Origin of the sequence: Helicobacter pylori, assembly GCF_017594925.1 — a bacterium.
Taxonomy (GTDB): domain Bacteria; phylum Campylobacterota; class Campylobacteria; order Campylobacterales; family Helicobacteraceae; genus Helicobacter; species Helicobacter pylori_DP.
In genome coordinates, this window is the sequence record NZ_JAALNT010000001.1 from 41,190 (window position 1) to 57,882 (window position 16,693).

The window sequence follows — 16,693 nt, forward strand, 5'->3', positions numbered from 1 at the left end:
AATCCTTTTTTAAAAATAACCATTTCTTGTCTTTTTTAGGATAACAAAAGCTCACTTAATCTTAGGCACAATCTCGTTATTTTCTACCACAAACGCCACGCTGTCATTCTCTTTAATTTTATCTTCTAAAATGAGTTCAGCGAGCTTGTCTTCTACCATTTCATAGAGCGCGCGCTTTAGGGGTCTAGCACCATAAAATCTGTCAAATCCCGCTTCGGCGATCAATTCTTTTGCCTTTTCGTCTAGGGTTATATTAATGCCCCTTTCAAGAGCTTTTTTTTGAATGTTTTCAAAGAGTATCCCCACGATATTAATGATAGCATGACTATCTAGAGCGTTAAAGGAGATGATTTCATCTAAGCGGTTTAAAAATTCCGGCTTGAAAAATTGCCTCAAGCTCTCTTTAACCGCCTTTTGTTTGTCGGCTTCACTCAAATCCTCTTCTAAAAGTGCACCGCTAGCCACATTGCTGGTTAAAATCAAAATCGTGTTTTTGAAATCCACCCTCACGCCCTTACTATCGGTTAAATGCCCCTCATCTAAAACCTGCAACAAGAGGTTAAACACATCCGGATGGGCTTTTTCCACTTCATCTAACAGCACCACGCTATAAGGCTTTCTACGCACCGCTTCGGTCAATTGCCCGCCTTCTTCATAGCCCACATACCCAGGAGAGGCCCCAATAAGACGGCTTATAGAGTGCTTTTCCAAATATTCGCTCATGTCAATTCGTATAAGATTTTTATCGCTATCAAACAAGAATTGCGCCAAGGCTTTAGCGCTCTCGGTTTTACCCACGCCTGTTGGCCCTAAAAAGAGGAAACTCCCTATAGGTTTATTGCTATCGCTAAGCCCAGCCTTATTCCTTTTAATCGCTTTAGCGATCGCTTTAATTGCTTTTTCTTGCCCCACCACTCTTTTTTGCAATTCGCTTTCAATGTTTAAAACCCTATTTTTTTCGCTTTGGAGCATTTTTTGGACTGGGATGTGCGTCCATTGGCTCACGATCTCAGCGATGTTGTTTTCGGTTAAAGCGTTTTGCAACAACGCCCCGTTTTGTTGCATCGCTTCCCATTTGTGCTGCAATTCTTTTTCTTTCTTTTCCTTTTCAGGGATTTTAGAGTATTCAATTTCAGCCGCTTGCTGGTAATCCCCATTGCGTTTAAACCTTTCAGCCTCTTTTTTCAAGCCCTCCATTTCCATTTTCAAGCGTGAAATTTCTTTGAACACTTCTTTTTCGTTTTCAAATTGCGCTTCTAATTGGATTTTTTTCTCTTTCAAATCGCTCAATTCTTTAAGGATTTCTTGCATGCGTTTGGCATTGCTCTCTTTTTTTTCCATTTCAAGGGCTTGTTTTTCCATTTCTAGTCTTTGAATGGAGCGCTTCACGCTAGAGAGTTTTGCCGGCTCTGATTCCATTTGCATTTTTAATTGGGCCGCCCCCTCATCAATCAAATCAATCGCTTTATCGGGTAAAAACCTATCGGTGATATAACGGCTAGAGAGTTTAGCGCTCGCTATGAGTGCGGAGTCGTTGATGGTGATATTATGGTGCGTTTCTAAAGTTTCTTTCAACCCCCTTAAAATCTGTAAAGCTTCATTGATGCTAGGCTCATTGAGTAAAATGGGTTGGAAACGCCTTTGTAACGCCATGTCTTTTTCAAAATACTTGCGGTATTCTTTTAGAGTGGTCGCTCCAATCGTGTGCAATTCCCCCCTAGCGAGTGCAGGCTTTAAAATATTAGCCGCATCCATGCCCCCCTCACTAGCCCCAGCCCCCACAATCGTGTGGATTTCATCAATGAATAAAATCACATTCGCGCTTTTTTTAACTTCTTCAATCACCTTCTTCAAACGCTCTTCAAACTCGCCTCTGTATTTCGCCCCAGCCACCAATAAGCTTAAATCTAAAGCGATAACCCGTTTGTTTAAAAGCGTTTTAGGCACTTCCTTATTCACAATGCGTTGGGCTAACCCTTCCACAACCGCTGTTTTCCCCACTCCAGGCTCGCCCAGTAAAATAGGGTTATTTTTTGTTTTTCTGATCAAAATTTGCATCATGCGAATGATTTCTTCATCTCTCCCGATCACGGGATCCAGCTTATTTTCTAGGGCTTTTTGCGTCAAATCAATGCCAAATTTTTCTAAACTTTCTAAATTGGAATCATCGTTTTTATCCTGGATAATCTTGCCTTTTCTTAAAGATTCTAAAGTTTTTTGCAATTCTTTAGTGTCTAAATAAGGCTTTAGAACGCTTTCAAAAAGGCTCATATTCGCCAAAAGATACACATCGGTAGCGATGAAAGAATCGCCCGTTTTAGCCATCAAGCCTTGAGCGTTTTCTAAACTTTGGATTAGAGCTTGGTTTAATTGGATATTTTGCTTGCTGATTTGTGAAACTTTAGCGAACTTGTTTAACTCGCTTTGAACGCTAAGTTTTAAAGCTTCAATATCCACAGGCATTTTTTGTAAGGCTTGAATAAGAATGCCTTGGGAGTTATTGAGCATGGCAAAAAGCATGTGCATGGGCGTTACTTCAGCGTTTTTATGGTGTAAGGCTAAAGCGAGTGCACTGTCTAAAGTCTCATGCAATTGGTCAGTCATTTTTTCAAATAAATTCATTATCAATCCTTTTTGGGTTTTAAAATTTTTACTATTTTACACTATTTTAACCCTCAAAGGTTTTTAAAACGATCACACTAACGACAAACTCTCTAAAATACGCTTTTTAGACAATTCGCAATATTCTTTTTCAATCTCTAAACCCACGCTAAAACGCCCTAAAGCATTAGCCTCTAAAATAGTCGTGCCAGATCCGCTAAAAGGATCAAAAATCGTGTCTTCTAAAAAAAACAATTTAATGCAACGCCTGGGTAATTCCCTTGGGAATGGGGCTGGGTGCTTTAAGCGCTTTTTGGATTCACCGCTAAAACTCCATAACCCATTCGTATAGAGCAAAAATTCCTCTTTACTCATCGTAGAAGTTTGTTTTTTTCGTTTGTATTCGTTTTTATAAAAAACAACGATCAACTCCACAGGAGCGATCGCATAAGGCGCACTAGCTTGCAACCAACTCCCCCAAGCGGTGCGTCTTGAAATATTGCTTTCATTCCAAATGATCGTATTTTGGTATTTCCAACCGCATTCTTTAGCCACTATAGTAATATCAGCCCCTAAACTTTGCTTGCCATGTTTATTCGTGTCTAAAGGGATATTCAAGCACAATCTCGCCTGTTCCTTACCCCAAAAATAACAATTTTTAAGCCAATTTTTACACCGATTCAAATAATCATCATAAGCCCTAAAATCATCACTCCCTTGATATTCAATACTCAAATTATAGGGCAGTGAAGTGATGCATAAATCATAAAAACCTTTTTCAAAAGTCTCTAAAACGCTCGCATCGCCATGGTATAAATCCAATTTTTCCAAACTGAAATAAGGTTTCATAAAAGCCTTTTTAAATCTTCTAACAAATTTTCTATGCCCTTAATCTTAGAGCTTTGATCAAAATGGCTTTTGGCTAAATAAAGGCCATCTCATTCATGCTCCATGACGATCCTAGCCTTTAGGCTTGTCTTTAAAACTGATCTCATCATCGTTATCTGGTGTTATCATGAAAACTTTAATGTGAGAAGTTATGGGCGATTGTAAAAGTTTTAATTTCCAATAAGGCGTTTCTGTGAAACGCTCTCTAAACGAATTTTTTACCGATAAAATCGCTAGAATTTTGATAGTATCCTTGTTGGTTTGATAAAGAATAATATCTGGCAAAACGCTATACTCTCCAAAATGCACCAATAAAGCCCGTTTGACCTTATCCAGCTCGCCATTGATGCGCTTAGCCCTTAAGATTTTATCGTTCGTCATTTTGACATTGTTTTTAATACAGAAATCTTTTAATAAAAGTTCTATGATTTTTTCTAACACCCTTCCAATTACGCTGACAAAGCCTTGTCTGGCTAAAATACTAGCCTCTTCCTTGCTTTTATTTCGCTTGATATAATCGTTCATTTTATCATTTAAAAAGCGTTCTTTTTCTTGTGCGTAAAAAACCTGTAAAAACTTGTAAGGCTCAGGCTGTTCTCTCATAAAATCTTTAAAACGCTCTAAAATAACATCGGCTAAACCCAATCCAAACACCTTAATCAACAGGAATCCATCAAATTATAATACAAAACTTTTTGATAATGGCTCGCATTTAAAACAAACTTATGATAAATAATGAAATGCAAATTTTAGATATTCTGCCTAAAAGTATTGCTAATGAATCATATATTTTCACTAAAATAATATTGACAGAGTTTAATCAAAGGGCTAGATATGCGATTTTTAAATCAATCTTTGGGATTTTTTAATAAGGGGTGCTTTGAACCCATTGACAGAAACTTCATTACAGAAAGCTATCAAGCACTAAAGCCGATTGAAGAAATTCAAAATAAATACAATAAACATGACAACGATTCATTTTTGAATGAATTGAGAGACAGTATGGTGGCTTTATATTTAGATTATGAGCTCATCAATACCCAAAAGCATGGCCTTGGTGCTAAAAGAAGTTCAAGCGATGAATTTTTAGAAATCAAACAAGTATCCTTTCAAAGTAAAACTTGGAGCGCGACTTTTAATGACACCACTTTAGAAAAAGCCAAAGTTTTTTGCGATATTAAAACGACTTTAGCCGTGGGCGTGTGGAATAATATTTCTAATCTTTTATTTATTGTTTATGGGAAGCACCCTGAAATGGGATTGTATTTAGAACAAAAAGTGAAAGAGTGTCATAACGAAAGGAGGCGTTCAACTCAAACGATAGGAATTAGTAAATTAATCAAAGAATTTGGTTTTAAAATAAAACCCATTGATTTAAAAGAACAAGAGCTTATCAATCTTTTTAATCTTAAATTTGGTCATTTTTCTTGGGAAAATTATCTTGCATAAAGTTTTTATCATGGAAGCTTTGGAGTGTTTGAAAAGAATAGAAAAAGAAAGCATCCAAACGATCTATATAGACCCCCCTTATAACACTAAGAGTTCTAACTTTGAATATGAAGACGCTCATGCTGACTATGAAAAATGGATTGAAGAACATTTGGTTTCAGCAAAAGCTGTGTTAAAACAAAGCGGTTGTATTTTTATTTCTATGGACGATAACAAAATGGCTGAAGTTAAAATCATTGCCAATGAAATTTTTGGAACGCGCAATTTTTTAGGCACTTTTATCACTAAACAAGCCACAAGGTCTAACGCTAAACACATCAATATTACCCATGAGTATGTTTTAAGCTATGCTAAAAATAAAGCGTTCGCTCCTGGTTTTAAAATCTTACGAACGCTTTTGCCCATTTATGCTAAACCTTTGAAAGATTTAATGCGAACGATTAAGAACGTTTTCAAACAAAAAGGACAAGCTCAAGCCCAACTTGTCTTAAAAGAACAAATCAAAGAATTATCTCAAAAAGAACATTTTAATTTTTTAAAAAATTATAATTTGGTGGATGAAAAAGGTGAAATTTATTTCGCTAAAGATTTATCCACGCCTTCAAACCCACGCGGTGTAGCGATACAAGAAATCAATCTTTTTTTAGAACCCTTAAAAAGCAGAGGGTGGAGCAGCGATGAAAAGCTTAAGGAGTTATATTATCAAAACAGGCTTATTTTTAAGAACAATCGCCCTTATGAAAAATACTACCTAAAAGAATCGCAAGATAATTGTTTGAGCGTGTTGGATTTTTATAGCCGACAAGGCACAAAAGATCTAGAAAAATTAGGCTTAAAGGGGCTTTTTAAGACGCCAAAACCTGTAGCATTGATTAAATATTTATTGCTATGCTCCACCCCTAAAGATTCTATTATTTTAGATTTTTTTGCAGGCAGTGGGACAACAGCGCAAGCGGTTATAGAAGTTAATAGGGATTATGATTTGAATTGGTCTTTTTATTTGTGCCAAAAAGAAGAAAAAATTAAAAATAACCCGCAAGCTGCTAGCATTTTAAAGAACAAGGGGTATCAAAACACGATTTCAAACATCATGCTATTGCGTTTAGAAAAGATCATCAAAAGAAGTGAATACGAAATTTTAAAAACAAAATCTATTGTATTTTAAATATTATTTTTCAAACCCCTACACCCTATCCACGCTCAAAATAGTAGCGCTCGCTCTGGCTTTTTCATTGTTTAATTCAATTTTATCGCCCGCTTTTAATGTCTCTAATTCTACCGCTTGATGGTTTTTACTCACAAACGCCCCGAATTGGGGCAATTTCAAATTTGCATGAGCGAGTTTGAGGGCGTTTTCTAGCCTGTTTAAGCACTCTGTTTTGGTTTGTAAAAAAGGGCTTGTTAATGTTTGAGTAGAGATTTTTTCTAAAAGCGTTTTTTTAAGGTGCAAAAATTCTAAGGTTTTATTTTCTAAAGCGATTGTTAGTTTCTCTAGTTTTAAGGTGTTTAAATGGTGCTTGTTTTCAAAACTCAATCGTTTTAAAGAAGCCGCTAAATGCTCTAAATGCGCCTTTTTTTGATGGAGCAAAATTTTAAAAGAGCGGTGCAATTTCACATTAAACCCATCAAGTTTTTGCAACCATTCATCGCTATTAGGGAGTAAAATTTCCATCGCATTTGAAGGCGTAGAAGCCCTTAAATCCGCTACTAAATCGCTCAATAAAAAATCGCTCTCATGCCCAATAGCTGACATGCTGAAAGTTTTAGCCAAATACAGAGCGTCAGCGATTTTTTCATCATTGAAAGAATACAAATCCTCCATGCTCCCCCCACCCCTAGCCATTACAATCGCATCAAAAGCGTTTTTTGTGTCATGAAAACTATCCGCATAAGCGATGCTCTCCACCACGCTTTGAACACACCCTTCCCCTTGCATTAAAGTATTGATACAGACTAATTCGCATATCGGCCATCGTTTGGAAGCGATCTTTTTCATGTCCGCCCAAGCGGCTGAATTTTGAGAAGTGATGACTGCCACTCGTTTAGGAAAATGCGGTTTGGGTAATTTATTCGCTTCATCAAAATAGCCTTTAAGGCGTAATTTTTCTTTCAATTGCTCTAAAGCTAGGGTTAATGAACCTATCTCTTTAGGCTCTATTTCAAAGCAATTGATTTGATAATCCCCCCTTGGGACATACACGCTAATACCCCCAAAAACAACCACTTCCTGCCCTCCTTTTAAAGCGAATTTGAGCCTGTTAGCGTTCCCTTTAAACAGCACGCATTTAATAACCGACTGGCTGTCTTTGAGCGAAAAATACGCATGGCCACTCACCTTATGGATAGTCAAATTACTCACTTCCCCTTGAACCCTAACTTGCAAAAAAGTCGCTTCTAAAAGGGCTTTGATTTGTGCGTTGATTTCGCTCACGCTCAATACATGCATAAACTCCCCCTTTTATAGCAAACGAGTGATGTCATTGAAAAGCCCTAAAAACATGACAAAAACCAAAAACCCCACCCCCGCTAGCCACAACGCATTTTGTATGGGTGTTGGCAAAGTGATATGAAAAATATTTTTAAAAACAACCCCTAGCATTTGCGCCCCATCTAAGGCGGGGATGGGTAATAAATTTAAAATCCCTAGATTGATAGACAAAAACGCCCCAAACAACAAAAGCATGCTCAAACTATTGGCATGGCTTAACGCTCCCACAATGCCTACCACCCCACTCAATTCCTTAACTGAAGCGCTCCCCATAATCAAACGCCTTAAAGAATCCACGATCAAAACAACGCCCTCTTTAAATCGACTCAAGGCCTGCTTGAACGCCTGAATTAAGGAATAAGAAACAACGCCCATTTTTTGCATGTCCGGTTTGATGCCTATCGCTTTATACCGGATCATTTCATTAGGATCATTAGATTCGCTTATTACCGCCACGATTTTGGGGGTCAGTCGTTTTTCTAAAATCTGATGGTTGCGCTCTATTTCTAAAACCAACTCGCCTTGAGAACGCGCCACTACGCTTCTAATCTCTCTAAAACTCGCTATTTTTTTGTGGTTGATAGAAAGGATTTTATCCCCCTTTAACAGCCCGGCTTCTAACGCGTTACTCTCTAAATCGCCAATGACGGGCAGTAAGACTTTTTCCCCGCTCAATGCCAGAAAAAAATACACTAAAATCGCAAAAAGAAAATTGAAAAACGCCCCCCCAAACAATATCCATAGCTTTTGGAAAGGGCTTTTTTGCGCATAGCTATCATTTGCTTGATGGGTTTTATTTTCTTCATTTTCTTCTTTATCCATGCCCTTTAATTTCACATAGCCCCCAAGCGGGATCAAAGACAAAGCGAATTGCGTGCCAAAAAGCTTAAAAAACCAGAGTTTTTTACCAAAACCAATGCTAAACACTTCCACTTTCACCCCACAAATCCTAGCAATAACAAAATGCCCTAATTCATGGACAAAGATTAAAAACGCCAGCATCAAAACCGCTACAATGAACATCATACCCCTGCAGGCTTTGTGTTAGGATCTTTTATCATCGGCTCTTTTAAAGGCGTGGGTGGTGTGGGGGGCGCGGATGCTGGTGTAGGCTCTGTGGTTTTTTGGTTTTCTTTATTTTCTTTTGGGGGTTTTTGCCACAACTCTGTCAAAGCCGCCGCTTTTTTAGGATCCATTTTGGCTAAAATTTTACCTAATTCTTGGGGTTTTAGCGCCATTAAAATTTCTAAGGCGTTTTGAGTGGGTAGATTTTCTAAAATCAGAGCCGATTTAGAATCTTTCATTTTAGAATAAGTCTCGCCAATCTTGCTATCTTTAGCCTGCTTGATTTCTCTTAAAATTTCTTCATTTTCTTCTATCAAATTTTTAAGGCGTTTTTTTTCTTCCGTTTGTAAGGTTTTAAAGGCTTCTTCTTTAGCGGCTAAATTTTTCAGTTTTTCTTCCACTTCTTTTTCTTTTTGGTTTAACAGATCGGTTTTTTCATCTAAAAGGCGGGCGTTTTCGGTTTGCAAGATCCTTAAAGACTGCTCTTTTTCGCTCAATCGGCGCAAATCGTCTTTCAATTCGGCTTTTTTAGATTCAAAAATCGCAGAGCATTGCAACAATTCTTGCGCGGCTTCTTCACTAAAGAGCGCTTGTAAAATCAAGCCCATTAACAAGATTTTACGCATGCAAGCCCCCTTTTTGCCAGTGTAAAATCATGGCGTTTTCATCTAAAAGAGCCTGCTCTTTTTTTTCCAGAATTTCCTTTTCTTTTTGCTTTTCATTTTCTAAAATGATTTTAGCTTTTTCTAACTCTTGGTTAGCCAAAAGGTAATCTTTTTCTAAAATCTTTAAATCCTTGTTTAAATTCTCGCCCTCTTGTTGGTAATACTCTATCTCCAATCTTAAAGCGCTTTTTAATTGCTGGGTTTGTAAAAAAAGGCTCATTCCCCCCAACTCAGGGTTTTTAAACGCGCTCAATTGGGCTTGTTTGTCCAAAATTTCTCGCTCATTTTGTTGCAATTTTAAGCGCTTGCTTTCAAGCTTTCGCTCTATTTTTTCTAACGCAAGGGTTTTTAATTGCACCAATACAGAAGCGAATTTTTTCATAGAAAAATCGTGTCTTCTCTTTCAGGGCTTGTAGAAATAAGGCGGATTTTTACCCCCACTTCTTTTTCAATAAAACGGATATACTCTCTAGCGTTTGGCTCTAAATCGTCTAATTTTCTCACGCCCGCGCTTTTTTCCCAGCCCTTAAAAGTTTGATAGACAGGCGTGCAATCTTTCAGATCGCTAGGGAAAGCCTCTAATCTTTCGCCCTTTCTTTCATAAGCCACGCACACTTTAATCGCATCAATCCCGTCTAAAACGTCTAATTTCATTAAAGCCAATTGCGTGCAACCATTCAAAGCGCAAGCGTATTTTAAAGCCACCAAATCCAGCCACCCGCAACGCCTTGGGCGCTTGGTTGTCGTGCCAAACTCCGCGCCTTTAGTCCTTAAATGATCGCCCATGGGTGTAGAATCTTCGCTAGGGAAAGGCCCATTACCCACACGAGTGGAGTAGGCTTTCGTGATGCCTATCACTTCATTGATCGCTTTAGGGTTTAAGCCGGTGCTCACGCATGCGCTAGCGCTCGTGGTGTTAGAGCTTGTTACAAAAGGGTAAGTCCCTAAATCAATGTCTAAAAGCGTGCCTTGCGCCCCTTCTAATAGGATTTTTTCACCCTTTTGGTTCGCTTCTATCAGCATGCTTGTGGTGTCTTTGATAAAGGGGCGGATTTTTGGGGTGTATTGTTTAAAATACTCCCTCAAATCTTTTTCGTAATCCTCACCCAAATCATACGCTTCTTTAAAAGGCTCAATGGCTTTGAAATGAGCGTTTAGCCTTTCTTCTAAGATTTTATCGTCTAATAAATCCCCCATTCTTATCCCGCTCCTGGCCATTTTATCCTCATAGCAAGGGCCTATGCCTTTTTTAGTCGTGCCGATGTTTTGAGATTTTTCTTTAAAAGCGTCTTTTTTGGCATGATAGGGCAAGATCACATGGGCTCTGTCGCTGATAAACAAACGATTTTCTAAATCCTCAAACGCGCTGATTTCTTCGCACAAATCCTTAACACTCACGACCACCGCGCTAGAAATGATGTTCTTGCATTTGGGGTATAAAACCCCTGAAGGCATTAAATGCAAAGAATGCTTAACCCCCTTATGCACAATGGTATGCCCGGCATTATGCCCGCCTTGATAGCGCACCACAAAGTCATAATCCCTAGCGATCCTATCAACAATTTTTCCTTTCCCCTCATCTCCCCACTGGATCCCCACAACGACATCTGCCATAAAATATTATCCTTAAAACAAAGTAGATTGGATGGTTTAAAAGCTTGTTAGAATACCAAAAAAAAGTAAAGAGCCTCTTTATAAGCCCTAAAAAGAGCTTAAAAACCTATCGTGTAATTGATATAGAACGCATACAAACGCCTGTAATCCACATCAGCCCCATTCGCTTTCAAATACCTTTGATTGATAGCCGGGATTTTCACGCCAAATTCCATACCATGCTGAATGCTTTGAGACGCGCTCAAAAACCGGCGGTGCATGGTGCTGGCAAAATGAGCCCTTAAGCCCAAATTAAATAAAAATTGGAAATTCGTGGGAGTGGGGTATTCTTTAAACGAGTTTTCAATTTGACCTCTTAAAGAGCTATCCCAAGTGTTACCCGCTATTTGAATGCCCCCAAACACCCCCACATTCAAGGACTGATCGCTAAAAACCCTCCTAAAGATATTCCACAAAAAGTCCGTGCCAGCGCCATAAGTAAAGATGTTCGCTTTAACAGCGCTGCTAAGACTGCCCAATTGCGTAAAGCCGTAATCAAAGAAAGCGTAATACCGTAAGCCTATATTCCTCTTATTCCCAAAAAATTGCTTATAGCCCACTTGAATGCCAAAGCCATTAATAACCCCATGCTGAGAGCTTTTGCCTGGCCCAAATTGGGGCAAGTAGGGCTCATCGTAATTCTTTAGCATTCCTCCTAGCTGTTTTAAATTCTCTTGATAAGTAGCGATTCGATCCGAAATGGTTTTCACATCCTTTTGGAGCATGGCCCCTGCACCACCGCTCTTATTCAAGCTTTCTGCGATCTGGCTTAGCTTTGCTGCAGAAGTGTCATTAAAAAGCTGCATTTGGGCTAATAGCCCTTTTAAAAACACCGAATTGCTATCTAAATTCACTCTTGTGAGCGCGTTTAAAAGCGCCACGCTTTCCGTGGCCAAGAGACTGAATTCACTTTGAGAACCATAGAGAACTTTTATAATCCCTACATATCCAGGAACGACTCCATTATTACTGCCATTATTACTATTATTAACCAAGTTATACAGCACATTACTCAAATACACTTGCAAGGCTTGAACGCTATAAGCGTTTTTATTCGCTTCAAAGCGTTGCTCAATTTGGGGGAGTATTTTTTTAAACTGGGTTAATTCTGCGTTATTGTTGCCAACAGTTGTATTAGTATTGATAATTTGATTGCCTATCCCTAAAAGAGCGTCCATGGTCGTGTTTGTCGCTAAAGCTAAAAGCCCATTACCCCCTGCCATACCCACGCCCACTTGGCGGAAATCATCAATGACATTATTCCTTAGAGTGCTGCCTTTATTATTGATATTTTGTTGCGCGCCACCGATTTGATAGCCCACTCCCATGTAAAAGCCATCGTCTTCAGCTAACGCCACGCTTAAAGGAAGGCTAAAAAGCAGAGCGGTTTTTAAAAGCCCCTTTTTGAGCGCGTGGTATTGACCTTTTTCCATTCTTGTATTCTTTATCTCTTTTGTATTGGTATTTTTCATCAAGAGCCTTCCTTAAAAACCGACTGAATAGCCCACATAGAAGCTAAAATTCCTCATATAGCTCGCGCTTGAGCCTTGGGTTGCAAAATATTTATGAGCGATAACAGGGATTTTCACCCCAAATTCTATCCCTTGGTCTAGCCTGTGCTTATTGAAATTGGTTTTTGCAAAGTTGGTGCGCACGCCCAAATCAAACAAGAATTGGAACGAACTAGACTTGACATCAGGCCTTTGCCCGCTCAACAAGTTCGTTACATTCGTGCTCCAAGTTTGCCCTGCAATTTGAGCGCCAAAGAAAAGACCGATTGTAGTCCTTTCCCTCCTTCTAGAGCGTTCATACACATTGTATAAAAAATCCGTTCCTACCCCATAAGTAACAAGATTCGCTCCCACTTTTAAATTCGTATCGCCAAAATTCGCATAGCCATAATCCAAAAACCCGTAATACCTTAAGCCAATATTTTTCTTATGGGTGAAAAATTGCTTATAGCCCATCTTAGCCCCAAAGCCGTTCATGCTCGCCGACTGATAATCTCTGAGCGAAAAGAGGTTAGGGATATAAGAAATCTTATAAAGAGAACTAGCCGAAGATTCAAACTGACCCAAACTCGCGTTAATAATGTTTATGACTCTATCTAGCCCTTTCTTATAGATAAGCTGACTCCCGCTAAAACAAGACGATGCACTGCTACAAATATTTTTTTCAATAAAACTCCCTAACCTCAAAGTCTCACGATCCAAAGAAATCCCGCTCTTAATCAAAGCGTTGAGTTCGCTAACCGTAGAATTAGCCCCTATCAAGCCCGTTTGCGAAGAAAAATTTTGCATGCCTGTGGCAATATCGCCCACACTCACGCCGTTATACGCTCCATTAGTCCCGCCCGCGCCTAAAAGCATGACTTTCATGATATTTTGGTATAGCTGTTCGTTATTGTTTTGTTGGATTTTGCTCAAATCCACTTGCCCTAAAGCTAAAACGATGTTTTGAGCCACTAAGAGCATGCTATCAGTGATACCGATTTGTTCTTTCCCCACATCCACCACCAAAGGCTTAATGACACCCTGATTAGCGTATTGTTGGGATAGATCTAATAGTTTTCCTAAAATCCCTAGAGATTGCTCTAAATTGACTAAGGCTTGGTTGGGTTGTCCGTTTGGTTGCGATGGTTGCACTTGTGAGCTGTTTTTCAGGCTTTCACTCAAAAGAGTTTTTGTTTTATTCCCTAAAATATCCAAGTAGTAGGATAAGGGAATGGCAGAAGTTTGCAACCTCACAGCCCCATCTCTGATTAACTGCTTTAATTCTTGCGCTTGAGTGAAGCCTGGATTTTTCAATTCCTGTCTGGCCAAACTCGTTTGGTAATCTATGACAAAAAACGCCCCATCTTCTTCAGCCCTGCACAAAGACATGCTCGCTAGCAAGGAAAGAGCGATCGTTTTTTTAAAGGAGTGGTTTTTCAAAAATATCCTTTTTGCTTTGATAAGTGATTTTACTTAATCCATAAAAGAAACTTTCTAATTTTAAAACAATCATTCTTAATTTGCTATTAAGCGTTTCAAAAAAGCATCAAATTGACATCTTTTGAGCAAAATGTTATAATGTTCTCTTAATTTTATTTGGGGTGTTAGCTCAGTTGGGAGAGCACAACGCTGGCAGCGTTGAGGTCAGGGGTTCGAACCCCCTACACTCCACCATTATTACGCTTATCCTCTTTCTTTTTTATGGATCAAACCCATTTTCTTGCTAGTATTACCCATAATTAATTATAATCTTAAGAATTGTTTTTCATCAAGGGAGTTTGAGCGTGAGCAGTTTGTTTAAAATGCGTATTCTTAGTTTTAAAAAGAATAAGCGGGCGGTGTTTTCACTCTATCTTTTTATCGCTTTATTAGCGCTTTCTCTTTTAGCCCCCTTGTGGGTCAATGATCGCCCCTTATTCATCTATAAAGACAATAAGGCGTATTTCCCCATGTTCAAAAATTATGCGGAAGTGGAGTTTGGAGGCGATTTTTTCACCCCTACGGACTATAACGATCCTTATGTGAAAAACACGCTTCTAAAAGACGCTTTCATCATCCATGCGCTCATCCCCTATAGCTACGATACGATCATTATGGATTTAGACTCGCCTGCCCCTAATCCTCCAAGCTTCAAACACCTTTTAGGCACAGACGATCAAGCCAGAGATGTGTTAGCCAGGCTGGTTTATGGCTATCGGGTTTCGTTAGTGTTTGGGATTTTACTCACCCTTTTTAGCGTTCTTATTGGCGTGAGTTTGGGAGCGTTTCAGGGGTATTATGGAGGGTTAATAGATTTATTGGGGCAAAGGTTGAGCGAGATTTGGAGTGCGATTCCTATGCTTTTTTTACTCATTGTGATTTCTAGCGCATTTAATTCTAATTTTTGGATCATCTTGTTTTTAGTCTTGCTCTTTAGCTGGATGGGGCTTTCTCAAGTCGTGCGCACGGAGTTTTTAAAAGCAAGGAATATGGACTACACCAAAGCCGCTAGAGCGCTTGGGGTGAATGATTTAAAAATCATTTTCTACCATGTTTTACCCAACGCTTTAGTAGCGACGATCACTTATGTGCCGTTTTTAATGGCGGCCAGTATTTCTACTTTAGTGTCTTTGGATTTCTTGGGTTTTGGCATGCCCATAGGGAGCGCGAGTTTGGGCGAATTGGTCAATCAAGGCAAGGATAATCTCACTACGCCCCATTTAGCCATCGTTGCGTTTGTAGCCATTAGCTTGTTGCTTTCTGTTTTGGTGTTCATTGGCGAAGGGGTGCGCGATGCTTTCAACGCTAACATGCTCAAATAAAGGGGTTACATGCTAGAAATCAAAAACTTGAACTGCGTTTTAAACGCGCATTTTTCGCTCCAAAACATCAATATTTCTTTAAGTTATGGCGAAAGGGTGGCGATCGTGGGCGAGAGCGGGAGCGGGAAAAGCTCTATCGCTAATATCATTATGCGTTTAAACCCTAGATTCAAGCCTCATAATGGCGAAGTGCTGTTTGAAACAACCAACCTTTTAAAAGAAAGCGAAGAATTTATGCAGCATTTAAGGGGGAATATTATCGCTTACATCGCCCAAGACCCCCTATCCAGCCTAAACCCCTTGCATAAAATCGGCAAGCAACTGAGTGAAGCCTATTTCTTACACCATAAAAACGCTTCTCAAACGCTCCTTAAAGAACAAGTTTTAAACGCCATGAAACAAGTCCAATTAGATGAAAAATTTTTGGATCGTTACCCTTATGAATTGAGCGGAGGGCAACGCCAAAGGGTGTGTATCGCTATGGGGATCATTAATGCGCCCAAACTGCTCATTTGCGATGAGCCTACCACCGCGCTAGATGCGCAAATCCAAAACCAGATTTTAGACTTGCTCAAGCAATTGAGCGTGGAAAAAAACATCGCCCTTTTATTCATTAGCCATGATTTAAAGGCGGTTAAACGATTGGCTGATAGGGTTTATGTGTTAAAAAAAGGCGAGATAGTAGAAACCAATTTGACTAAAGAGCTTTTTAATGACCCTAAGCACGAATATTCAAAACTCTTGATTCAAGCTTCAAACTTGCCCGCTAAAAACTTAAAAGCGCTAGATGAGACGCTTTTAGAGGTGAAAGATTTTAGCGTTTATTACTTGCAAAAACGCTTCTTTAGGCCTTCTTTAAAAAACCCCTTATCGCATCAGTCAATTTCTCCCTCAAAGCTAAAGAAAACATCGGCATCATTGGCGAAAGCGGGAGCGGGAAAAGCTCTCTAGCGTTAGGGCTTTTAAAACTCGCTTTAAATAGCGGAGAAGAAAAGATTTTAGGCCAAAGCGTGGGATCTTTAAATTCTAAGGCGTTCAAACCCTACCGCAAGATTTTGCAAATGGTGTTTCAAGACCCCTACGCTTCATTAAACCCTCGCTTAAGCATTCAAAGCATTTTAATAGAAGCTTTGCGCTTTGCTTACCCTAAAGCTTCCAAAGAAGAATGGCACCATTTAGCTGAACTTTGTTTAGAAGAAGTGTGTTTAAACCCTGAATTGCTTAACTTTTACGCTTATGAGCTCAGCGGAGGGGAACGCCAAAGAGTGGCGATCGCTAGAGCGATTGCCTTAAAACCTAAAATCATTCTTTTAGATGAGCCTACCTCTGCTTTAGACAAAAGCATTCAAAAAAGCGTGTTGGAATTATTGTTGAATTTACAAGAAAAGCAGGATTTGAGCTATTTGTTTATCAGCCATGATTTAGATGTGATCAAAGCTTTTTGCGATAGGGTGTTGGTGGTGAGTGAGGGGAAAATCGTAGAAATGGGTGCTATTGAAGAGGTGTTTGATAACCCCAAACACGCTTATACGAAGCGTTTGTTAGAATCCAGGCTTTAAAAGCTTTATTTTAAAATTTATGCCTTTAGCG

Annotated in this window: 12 protein-coding genes, 1 tRNA gene and 2 pseudogenes; 5 read left to right on the plus strand and 10 right to left on the minus strand. The window is 39.2% G+C overall.

Annotated elements, in window-relative coordinates; all coding sequences use genetic code 11:
- Positions 1 to 51: 51 nt before the first annotated feature.
- The 3 genes and pseudogenes from G6069_RS00175 to G6069_RS00185 form a co-directional block, all read right to left on the minus strand.
- Positions 52 to 2,622, minus strand: a complete 2,571-nt coding sequence (locus tag G6069_RS00175; protein ID WP_197293004.1) for an ATP-dependent Clp protease ATP-binding subunit — start codon at positions 2,620 to 2,622, stop codon at positions 52 to 54.
- Between the two features lie 72 nt (positions 2,623 to 2,694).
- Complete coding sequence (locus tag G6069_RS00180; RefSeq protein WP_197293005.1) at positions 2,695 to 3,450, minus strand: DNA-methyltransferase; 756 nt, start codon at positions 3,448 to 3,450, stop codon at positions 2,695 to 2,697.
- Positions 3,447 to 4,134 (minus strand): annotated as a pseudogene (locus G6069_RS00185) (BsaWI family type II restriction enzyme). Before G6069_RS00185 ends, G6069_RS00180 begins: the two are co-directional and overlap by 4 nt.
- Before the next feature lie 189 nt (positions 4,135 to 4,323).
- Between G6069_RS00185 and G6069_RS00190 the strand changes: the two are divergent.
- Positions 4,324 to 4,938 carry a hypothetical protein gene (locus G6069_RS00190; protein WP_197293006.1) on the plus strand — a complete coding sequence of 205 codons (615 nt, stop codon included), beginning with the start codon at positions 4,324 to 4,326 and terminating at the stop codon, positions 4,936 to 4,938.
- A 10-nt stretch (positions 4,939 to 4,948) separates the two neighbouring features.
- Positions 4,949 to 6,103: a DNA methyltransferase gene (locus G6069_RS00195; RefSeq protein ID WP_197293082.1), complete on the plus strand. Its 1,155-nt coding sequence runs from the start codon at positions 4,949 to 4,951 to the stop codon at positions 6,101 to 6,103.
- An 18-nt stretch (positions 6,104 to 6,121) separates the two neighbouring features.
- On the opposite strand, the gene xseA is transcribed toward G6069_RS00195, so the two are convergent.
- The 7 genes from xseA to hopF all read right to left on the minus strand — a co-directional run bounded on the left by xseA (position 6,122) and on the right by hopF (position 13,742).
- Positions 6,122 to 7,384: an exodeoxyribonuclease VII large subunit gene (gene xseA, locus G6069_RS00200; protein ID WP_197293007.1), complete on the minus strand. Its 1,263-nt coding sequence runs from the start codon at positions 7,382 to 7,384 to the stop codon at positions 6,122 to 6,124.
- Positions 7,385 to 7,396: 12 nt separating this feature from the next.
- Positions 7,397 to 8,452, minus strand: a complete 1,056-nt coding sequence (rseP, locus tag G6069_RS00205) for an RIP metalloprotease RseP (protein ID WP_197293008.1) — start codon at positions 8,450 to 8,452, stop codon at positions 7,397 to 7,399.
- Entirely contained in the window at positions 8,449 to 9,117 is a 669-nt protein-coding gene (locus G6069_RS00210; RefSeq protein ID WP_197293009.1) for a MotE family protein, read from the minus strand. The genes rseP and G6069_RS00210 overlap by 4 nt, the downstream gene beginning before the upstream one ends.
- Positions 9,110 to 9,538 carry a flagellar export protein FliJ gene (locus G6069_RS00215; protein WP_079354161.1) on the minus strand — a complete coding sequence of 143 codons (429 nt, stop codon included), beginning with the start codon at positions 9,536 to 9,538 and terminating at the stop codon, positions 9,110 to 9,112. The genes G6069_RS00210 and G6069_RS00215 overlap by 8 nt, the downstream gene beginning before the upstream one ends.
- The gene (purA, locus tag G6069_RS00220) at positions 9,535 to 10,770 is read right to left on the minus strand and encodes an adenylosuccinate synthase (protein ID WP_197293010.1); all 1,236 of its coding nucleotides are present in this window, start codon (positions 10,768 to 10,770) and stop codon (positions 9,535 to 9,537) included. The genes G6069_RS00215 and purA overlap by 4 nt, the downstream gene beginning before the upstream one ends.
- A gap of 98 nt (positions 10,771 to 10,868) precedes the next feature.
- A complete protein-coding gene (gene hopG, locus G6069_RS00225) occupies positions 10,869 to 12,281 on the minus strand; it encodes a Hop family outer membrane protein HopG (RefSeq protein WP_197293011.1) in 1,413 nt (470 codons plus the stop codon).
- Positions 12,282 to 12,293: 12 nt separating this feature from the next.
- Positions 12,294 to 13,742, minus strand: a complete 1,449-nt coding sequence (hopF, locus tag G6069_RS00230) for a Hop family outer membrane protein HopF (RefSeq protein WP_197293012.1) — start codon at positions 13,740 to 13,742, stop codon at positions 12,294 to 12,296.
- 158 nt (positions 13,743 to 13,900) lie between these two features.
- On the opposite strand from hopF, the gene G6069_RS00235 reads away from it, so the two are divergent.
- The 3 genes and pseudogenes from G6069_RS00235 to G6069_RS00245 all read left to right on the plus strand — a co-directional run bounded on the left by G6069_RS00235 (position 13,901) and on the right by G6069_RS00245 (position 16,662).
- A tRNA-Ala gene (locus G6069_RS00235) sits at positions 13,901 to 13,976 on the plus strand.
- Between the two features lie 104 nt (positions 13,977 to 14,080).
- Positions 14,081 to 15,103: an ABC transporter permease gene (locus tag G6069_RS00240; protein WP_197293013.1), complete on the plus strand. Its 1,023-nt coding sequence runs from the start codon at positions 14,081 to 14,083 to the stop codon at positions 15,101 to 15,103.
- Between the two features lie 9 nt (positions 15,104 to 15,112).
- Positions 15,113 to 16,662 (plus strand): annotated as a pseudogene (locus G6069_RS00245) (dipeptide ABC transporter ATP-binding protein).
- The last annotated feature ends 31 nt before the right edge of the window (positions 16,663 to 16,693 follow it).